At 61.6% G+C, this 8,166-nt stretch carries 6 protein-coding genes; 2 read left to right on the plus strand and 4 right to left on the minus strand.

The features are described 5' to 3' along the window. The 3 genes from ACYVDE_RS09670 to ACYVDE_RS09680 all read right to left on the minus strand — a co-directional run. Window positions 1-446: TetR/AcrR family transcriptional regulator (locus ACYVDE_RS09670; RefSeq protein WP_460501291.1), on the minus strand; the 446-nt coding region annotated here is incomplete at its 3' end. Between the two features lie 152 nt (window positions 447-598). Continuing rightward, window positions 599-2,977, minus strand: coding sequence for a T9SS type A sorting domain-containing protein (locus tag ACYVDE_RS09675; protein ID WP_460501292.1), 2,379 nt, complete (start codon window positions 2,975-2,977; stop codon window positions 599-601). A gap of 365 nt (window positions 2,978-3,342) precedes the next feature. Next, window positions 3,343-4,077, minus strand: coding sequence for an exonuclease family protein (locus ACYVDE_RS09680; protein ID WP_460501293.1), 735 nt, complete (start codon window positions 4,075-4,077; stop codon window positions 3,343-3,345). Between the two features lie 143 nt (window positions 4,078-4,220). Between ACYVDE_RS09680 and ACYVDE_RS09685 the strand changes: the two genes are divergently transcribed. Together ACYVDE_RS09685 and ACYVDE_RS09690 are read left to right on the plus strand one after the other, a co-directional pair. After that, on the plus strand, window positions 4,221-4,655 hold the full coding sequence (locus ACYVDE_RS09685; RefSeq protein WP_460501295.1) for an EamA family transporter: 435 nt from the start codon (window positions 4,221-4,223) through the stop codon (window positions 4,653-4,655). 429 nt (window positions 4,656-5,084) lie between these two features. Further along, complete coding sequence (locus ACYVDE_RS09690; protein WP_460501296.1) at window positions 5,085-6,173, plus strand: T9SS type A sorting domain-containing protein; 1,089 nt, start codon at window positions 5,085-5,087, stop codon at window positions 6,171-6,173. A 39-nt stretch (window positions 6,174-6,212) separates the two neighbouring features. On the opposite strand, the gene ACYVDE_RS09695 is transcribed toward ACYVDE_RS09690, so the two are convergent. Beyond that, window positions 6,213-8,166: TonB-dependent receptor plug domain-containing protein (locus ACYVDE_RS09695; RefSeq protein WP_460501297.1), on the minus strand; the 1,954-nt coding region annotated here is incomplete at its 5' end.

Here is an 8,166-nt window from a genome sequence, read left to right on the forward strand (position 1 = left end):
CCGGTGGCGCGGCCCACGGCCAGCACCTCGGCCAGCCATTCGGTTAGCTCGCGGTTGAAGGTGCGTAACTCGGCCTGCATGGGCGCGGGCAGCGTCCGAAAATCGGCGGCCAGAGCGCCAAACAGGCACACGCGCCGGTCGTGGCCCAGGTGGTTGTCGTACACGGCGAGCAGGGCGTCGAGCTGCTGGGCCGGGCCCAGGTCGGTAACGCGGGGCAGGTTGCGCCACTTGCGCAGCCGCCGCAGCTGCCGGGCCACCAGCGCCGTGCCCAGGTCGTCCTTGCTCGGGTAATGGTAGTGCACGGCCGCCGGCTTCACGCCCAGTTCTTTGGCCAAGTGCTGGTAGCTGAAGGCATTGAAGCCGCGCTCCAGCAGTAGCGCTTCGGCTAAGTCGAGAATGCGGGTGCGGGTGTCCGGGGCAAGCGTGGGGGCAGCGGCTTTTTGCATGGCGAGGCAAAGCTACAATATTTTCAACACTTACTTACCGGTTAGTAAGTTTTATACACGAAATACAAAAAAGCCCTTCTCAAGGTTGAGAAGGGCTTTTCGCTTGCAGAAAAAAGGATGGGTGAAAAGAAAATGCTTCGGATAACGACTAATTATTGCTTCACTACGCGCAGGCTCCGGAGTCCGGCAGCAGTTTCCAGCTGAAGCAGATACACGCCCGCGGGCTGGCTGCCCAGGTCGAAAGGCATTTCAGCGGCCACTGTTGCGGGCAGGCGCAACACCACGGCTCCCAGCACGTTGCGCACCACCACCGCGCCGGTCAGAGCCTGGCCTTCGGGCAGCAGCAGGGCAAATGCCCCAGTGCCGGGGTTGGGCACCACGGTGGGCGCCGCCAACTCGCTCCCGGCCACCAGCACCAGGCCCGAATAGGCCACGGCACCGTCCAGGTCATGCTGGCGCAGGCGGTAGTAGGCGCGGCCGGGCAGCGGCTGCTGGTCGCGGAAGCCATATGCAGTGCTGCTACTGCTGGAACCGGCAGCAGCCACCATACCGAGCGTTTCAAATACCTGGCCGTCGCGGCTACGCTCCACGGCGAAGTCGCGGCTGTTGTGCTCACTGGCTGTAGTCCAGGCACAGTTCACCACCGCACCGCTGCGGCGCGCCGAAAACGCAATTAGCTCGACCGGCAAGGGGTTGGCGCGCGACGATACTCCGAACGGCGAGAAGCTTCTGATGCCCGCGCGCGACACCTTATTGGCCCCGGCGCCGGCCCCGCTGGCGCTGGCCAGCGGCGTGGTATCCCAGGCGCCGTTGGTGAAGTGGCTGATGTGTGCTTTGGTGCTCAGGAAGTTGCTGGCAGCTTCGGCGGTGGGCCATTGCAGCGTCAGGGTCGCGTTGGAGTTGCCGGGCACTTCCTCCTCTACCAGCCAGGTTTTCTTCACGTTCTGGTTGTTCACCGGCGTGCCCACTCCTACACCGGCCGCCGTGTAGCCGGGGTACAGATTATCGATAACGCGTACGCTGTAAGCATCTTCTACGCCGGTGCCGCTCTGGCTGAGGGTGGCCGGCGAATACGAGGTAGCACTACTGCCCACCGGGAACAGCACGCCCACGCCATCGCCCGACACGGTGCGCACCAGGCTGCCCGTGCCGTTGGTCACCAGTAGCGGCGCCGTGCGGGCCGGGCCGCTGAAGTCGGCATCCTTTTGCAGCTGCAGGTCGAAATTATTCAGCAGCACGGGGGCCGTGGCGGCTTTGTCGTATTGCAGGCCGCTGCGCACCAGCACCGGGCCGGCCAGCGTGCGCGGGCCGTCATCGGTGAGGTCGAGATTGCCGTAGCTGCCGGCGCTGATGCGCTGCGCCGTGGTACCCGAGTTAATGTATTCGACCGTGCTGCCGTCGTGCAACGAGCCAAGGGTGAGCGTGTTGGCCAAGTGCTCAATTTCCAGCGTGGCCTGGTCGCTCACGTCAATGGTGCCCTGAATGTTGTCGTTCGGCCCCACGTACAGCACACTTTTCTTGTTGCCGTCGCCCACCACAATCTTCGAGTTCTGCCCCGAAATCACCCAGGTCGTGCCGGTGGTCAGGCGCTTGGCCTTTTTGTTTTTGCTCTGCACATAATAGGTACAGTTGTCGGCCCCAAAGTTCGCCGGCGGCGTGCCCGTTCCGTCGGTATTCGTACCCCAGCTGGATTTTGCATCGAGCTTCTTGCTGTCGTCGTCGAGCGAGTAATAAATGTTGGTTTGCGGCGTAATCACCACGTCATCAATACTCAGTCCGTTGCCGTTGCTGGCAGAGTTGAAGGCGTAGCCGAAGCGCAGCATAATTTCCTCCCCCACCCGCAGGTTCAGCCCGCTCAAAATGGTGCGCATCACGCGGCGGTTCGAGGCGGCGTTGCCATCGCGCGGCGCAATGGCCGCCGAAGTGGAGGGCGCGGCCACGTTCAGGGCCGAAATGGCCGTCCAGTTCCCGTCGAACACCGAGGTAATGGCCGCCGTGCTGCGCCGGTAATCTACCGTTACGGTGGCCGCCTGGGTGCGGCTCGAGTTGTACCACTGCTCCATGGCATACTCCACTTCCAGGTTGGCAATCACCTTAGTAGAGTTGTTTTTCAGGCGAATGCCCACGTAGCCCTGCCCGTCCCAGGTCGAGGTGCCGGCAATGCCGCCCAGGGCGCGGTCGGCGCTGCCAGTGCTGCCGAAGTGGTACCAGGCTGGCCCGTGCGCCGTGCCGTTGTTGTCGACGCTCGACTGGCTGGTAGCGCCCTCCGTGCCGTTATCAGGGCTCAATCGGGCCGAGGTGCCCCAGCCGCGCTGGTACGACTCGTACTCGCCGCCTACTACGTTCAGGGTGTAGCGGGCATATACGCCCGGCAAAGTGCTGTTGCTTTGGAAATACGTATTCGTGCCGGCCAGCCCATCGAAATTCTGCCGGTAAGCTCCCAATCCGGCCGATGCGGTAGTAGGGGCATCGGTGAAGAGGTATTGCGCGCGGCTCTCGGCCACGAGGCCCAGGCATAGCAAGGCCGCCATTCCCAAAGAGGAAGTAAAAGTTTGTTTCATGAAAGGAGGAAGAGAAAGGAAATGGTATTATTTGCCCGTAGGTTGCGCTAATGCCAGGGCAAAGTTACAATTCTGTCTTATCAAACTCCTGTAATTTAACGTTTGTGCAGAAATATTAAAATTTTAATTATATCTAACTATCTAATAATCAAAGCAATTTTTTTATCATTTCAACTATATTCCATATCACTTTTTCGCAGATATTGCGAACATTTTTTTCCGGAGCTGTTGGCTTGTATTTGGCTACGCACACAAATGCAGAACGGCCAAAGCATCTTTTGCTTTGGCCGTTCTGCTGAGTCGTGTTGATTATCAGTTGGTGGAATGCAGCCAGCTTAAGGCAACTGACTAGCGCTGTCGCCCAGGCCGAGAGCCTCCACAGCGGCCTGCACGGCTTGGGCGCGGTAGGCGGGCGCGGTGGCGGGTGCCTTAAGCAGACGCAACAGCCGCTGGTATTTCTGGCGGCCCTCGGCCAGCATCTGCTCGCTCACCTCAATCGTAAATACGCCGAATGGCTCAATCTTTTGCACCCCTACCAGCAAAAATCGGTCGGCGCGCAGCGCATCGGTGTAAAAGGCGGCTTGCCGGTCATAATCGTACGCTGAGCACTGCCACAGGAAATGGTCGGCGTCACGGGCGTTGGTGGTTTTAAAATCGATGATGGTGAAGGCTTGGTCGGGCTGGGCTACCACCAGGTCGGCGCGCAGCTTGCACAGCGTATCGGTCAGCGGCTCGGTAAACAGCACGCTGACCTCGGGCGTGCCTTGGGCCAGCAGCTCGGCCAGGCGGGCATCCATCTTCACGCCGTCCACCAACCACCACACCAGGGTATCGTTCAGCCCGGGCTGGCCGGGCACGTACTGCTCGGGCTCCAGCAAAGCGGTATGAAAGGCCGTGCCGAAGCTGAGGGCGCCGTCGTTGGCGCTGTTTTGGGGGCGCGGCGGGCGGCCGTCCAGCGCATCGCGCAGGCGCGAGAGGTCAGAGTTGGCCACGGCTGGCAGGGCGCGGTAAGTGTCGTAGTCGAGGCGGAGCAGGTCGGGCCGACGGAAGGCGGAGGCAGAATCGGGCATAATGGAATAGTAACAGTGAACGGGCCGAAAGCTCCCGGGCTGGCCCGGCCGTCGGATTTAGGTTCGGCCTGCGTACCATTGCCACCGTACGCAAGCCCGCGGCGCCGGTTGGGCCAGCGGGCTGGCTTTCCTTCAACCCCTTAATGCTCAAACCCATGGCTGCCTGGATTCCCTATGCCCTGCTTTCGGCCCTTTTTGCGGCCCTCACCGCCATTTTTGCCAAAGTTGGCATCCGCGGGGTCGATTCCGATTTGGCAACGGCCATTCGAACGGTGGTGATTTTAGTTCTGGCCTGGGGCATTGCGCTGGCGCGCGGGGCCACGGTCGGCCTGCCGGCCCTCACGGGGCGCACCTGGGTATTTCTGGTGCTGTCGGGGTTGGCCACAGGGGCCTCGTGGCTGTGCTACTTCCGGGCCCTGAAGCTGGGGCCGGTGAGCAAGGTAGCGCCCGTCGACAAGCTGAGCGTGGCCCTGGCCCTGCTGCTGGCAGTCATGTTTCTGGGCGAAACCCTCAGCCTGAAAGGAGCATTGGGCGCAGGGCTGATTCTGGCTGGCACCCTCGTATTAGTCTGGAGCTAAGCACTTCATATAATTTTTTCGGGTAGTTCGAAAACAGTTGGAGCAACGATGTATGCCTCCAGGGGGCTGCACGTCCCTTTTATGGAGCAAACGTGTTGCTTTTTATCAAGTATAATATAATTTTTATTATTTTTATTTTAACTCTAGAACCATTTTGAATTATTTTTAATTATAACTATACAATGTTTTTTTTATTCATCTATTATCCAGATTGTCATGAAAAAGACTCTTTACCTAATGATTGTCATTGCTGCAATAAGCAGTTTCATGTCAGGCCTGGCAAGTGCACAATGCACCTATGTTGCTGTTCGTAGCGGCCTTTTTTCTGATGCCAGCACTTGGGCTGTTACGGCTACCGACAGCGACTTCTGTAGCCCGACACCTACTTCGGGTAGCGCGGCCAACATTGTCATCAACGGCTTCAATGTGGTGTTGGACGTTCCCTACACCATTGGCCAGCGCGGGGCACTCACCATCAGCAAGCAAGGCTCGCTGGTGGGCGGTACCGACCTGATGCTGGGCGACGGTACCGGCGCCCGCACCACTACTTGGATAAGAATATTCTCTGGCGGCACCCTGCGCGTGGCGCAGCTGGCAGTCAACAAAGCGTCGATGCTGATTTCCGAACCCTTGGATGAGAACACGCCCACCTCGCTGGCCACCGATTGCAACCTGGTACTGGCCAATTCGGTCATCACCGACAACGGCCGCGCCACCATCAACGGCAGCATCGACGTGAGCAGCGGGGCCGCCAGCAACGAGCTGTGCGGCTCGGGCATCATCCGCGTTGTGGGGTGCGTATTTGGCGGCAACGGGGCCGTCAAGCAACTGTCGGTCAATTGCGCGTCGTCGCTGGTGACGACCGTTTGCTCGCAGCAAACCCAGCCCGCCGGCTGCCCCGGCCCGGTAGCCGGCAACAACACCAACCAGCAAGCCTGCGACGGCCTAGTGCCCACCTGCCGCCCGCTTCCCGTCGAGTTGGTCATGTTCACGGCCAGCCTCACGCGGCAGCAGGCAGTGGCCTTGCACTGGGTCACGGCTTCCGAAAAAAATAGCCAAAAATTTGTGATTGAGCGCTCGGCCGATGGCAGCACATTCGTGCCCCTGCGCACGGTAGCGGCGGCTGGCAACTCGCAAAGCCGAACCACTTACGACCAAATCGATGAGCGTCCACTGCTCGGCACCAGCTATTATCGCCTGCGCCAGGTCGATGCCGATGGCACTACGGCGTTCTCGCCGGTGCAGCTCGTGCGCCTGGGCAATGGCAGTGAAAGCCTGGCCGTGTACCCAGGCCACGAAGCCCAGCAGTGGGTGGTGAGTTCGGCCCTACCCCTCGCCGATGGCGCAGCCAGCGTGCAGGTATTCGACGCGTTAGGCCGACGCCAGCAGGTAGCCGCTGTGCCCGATGGCAGCCAGGCTGGCCGCTGGCTGCTCGACCTCCGCCCGCTGCCGGCCGGCCTGTACGTGGTGCGCCTGCTGTCGGCCGCTGGCTCGTTCAGCCAGCGCATTGTGCAGTAAGTTGTTGCACCCGCCCGGTGTTGCGCTGCATTTTTTTCCTCAACGGGCAGCCCAGCGCCAGGTGAGCGACAAATTGACGACGCGGCCTTCGACCGGGGCCCACAGTTCGCGGAAAACCGGGCTGTCGAAGGGTGCCAGCACTACTTTTTCGCGGCGCGTTTGCCGGTAGTCGAGCAGGTTTTCGCCGTTCAGCACGAACGTGAACTGCTTGATGCGGTAGCGCACCAAGCCCGCAAACATCGGGTAGCCGGGCGCAGTGCTGCCATCGGACAGGTACTGCTGGCCGGTGTAGGAGGCCTCCAGCCCGGCGCTGAAAGTATCGGTGAATTCGACCAGGCCCACGGCGGCAAACTTGTGGCGGGCCGCCAGGGGCTGGTGCGGGTTGGCCGTGTCGTACTGCCGGTGCGCATCGGTGAACACGTAGCCGAGGTAAAGCTCGGTTTCGTCGGCCCGCAGGCGCACGTAGGTTTCCAGGCCGCGGGTCGAGAGCGGGGCCACGGCGTTTTCCCAGGTCAGGTAATTCGCCCCGAACGGCCCGGCAAAGCCCGAACCATTCAACACCAGCGGATTACCGAGGCGCGTGTAGAAAAACGACTGATTTACATTAAGCACCAAAGGCTCGTCGAAGCCATCGAACGTGCGCTGGTAGTTCACGTCGCCGTTCAGGCCGAACGAGGTTTCGGCGCGCACGTTTTGCAGCGCCCGCACCAGCGGGTAGTCGCGCTCGTCGAGGCTGTTCACGTAGGGCACGGGCGTGCGGTAGCCCAGGCCGCCGTTCAGGCGGGCCGTCACGGCATCGCTGGCCTTGTAGAGCAGCGCCAGCCGGGGCAGCACAAATGCGCCATACTGGTTATGGTGGTCGAGCCGCAGGCCGGCCTGCAAACTCAGGCGCGGCAGCAGGCGCCAGTCGTCCTGCGCAAAGGCGCCCAACGTGCGGTAGGTGTAGGGACTGCGCAGCGGCGTGGCGCTTTTATTAAAGGACGCCAGCTGCTCGCCGTTGGCGTTCAGCCCCACCACCACGGTGTGGCGCGGGCCCGCCGGGTGCAGGTAGCTGGCCTCGGTGTAATACGTGGTTTGGTAGGCCGTGAAAGCATCGGAATTGGTGCTCACATCGCGCACAAAATCGGTGACGGTGCCTTTGAGCGTGAGCCGACCGCCGGCCAGCTCGTCGTTGGTGTACAGCACATCGGCAGTGTTGCGCAGGCTGGTATTGTCCACGAAATACACGTGGCCGCTCAGCGGGTCGAAGCCCGATTTCAGCACCTGCGCGTCGCCGGCGCGGCGGCTTTCGAGCGTGCCGGTGTAGCCCAGCGCCACCTGACTGTGGGCGTTGGGATAGAAGAACAGGCGCGGGTGCAGGTTCACGCTGCCCACCCGGGGCACGTCCACGAAGCCGTCACCGTCCACGTCCTTTTCCTTCTGCTTCACCAGGCCGGCATACAGCGAAAAGCCCCAGCGCGTGCCGCGCCGGGCCATAAAGCCATTTATATCCGTTTCGCGCAGCGTGGTTTGATTGAGGCTGACGGCATACTGTGGTGTGCCCAGCGTGGGCGTTTTGCTTACGAGGTTCACTAGGCCCGCAATGGCCCCGCCCCCGTACAGCGTCGAGTTCGAGCCCTTAATCAGCTCCACCTGCTTCAAATCGAGCGGCGGCACCGACAGCAGCCCGAACGAGCCCGCAAAGCCACCATAAAGCGGCAAACCATCGCGCAAAATCTGGGTGTACTGCCCCGGTAAGCCCTGCAGGCGCAGGTCGAGGTTGCCGGTGGTGGGCGAAGTCGGCTGAATCTGCGCGCCCGCCACGTCGCCGAGCAGGCTGGCCACATTGGCCGGCTTGATGGCGCTTTCCTCCTCCACTTCCTCGGCGCCCAGCACTTCCACGCGGGTGGGCAGGTCTTCGATGCGCGAATTGGTGCGAGTGGCCGTCACCACCACTTCCTCCGTTTCAATGCCGCCCGACGCGAGCTGCAGCGCAAGCGGCTGCCCCGCCGCG

The organism is Hymenobacter agri, assembly GCF_054778495.1.

Bases quoted from the DNA above. Each gene is read 5' to 3' on its own strand.
- ACYVDE_RS09675 (WP_460501292.1), bottom strand. From the start codon at position 2,977: ATGGCGGCCTTGCTATGCCTGGGCCTCGTGGCCGAGAGCCGCGCGCAA.
- ACYVDE_RS09680 (WP_460501293.1), bottom strand. From the start codon at position 4,077: ATGCCCGATTCTGCCTCCGCCTTCCGTCGGCCCGACCTGCTCCGCCTC.
- ACYVDE_RS09685 (WP_460501295.1), top strand. From the start codon at position 4,221: ATGCTCAAACCCATGGCTGCCTGGATTCCCTATGCCCTGCTTTCGGCC.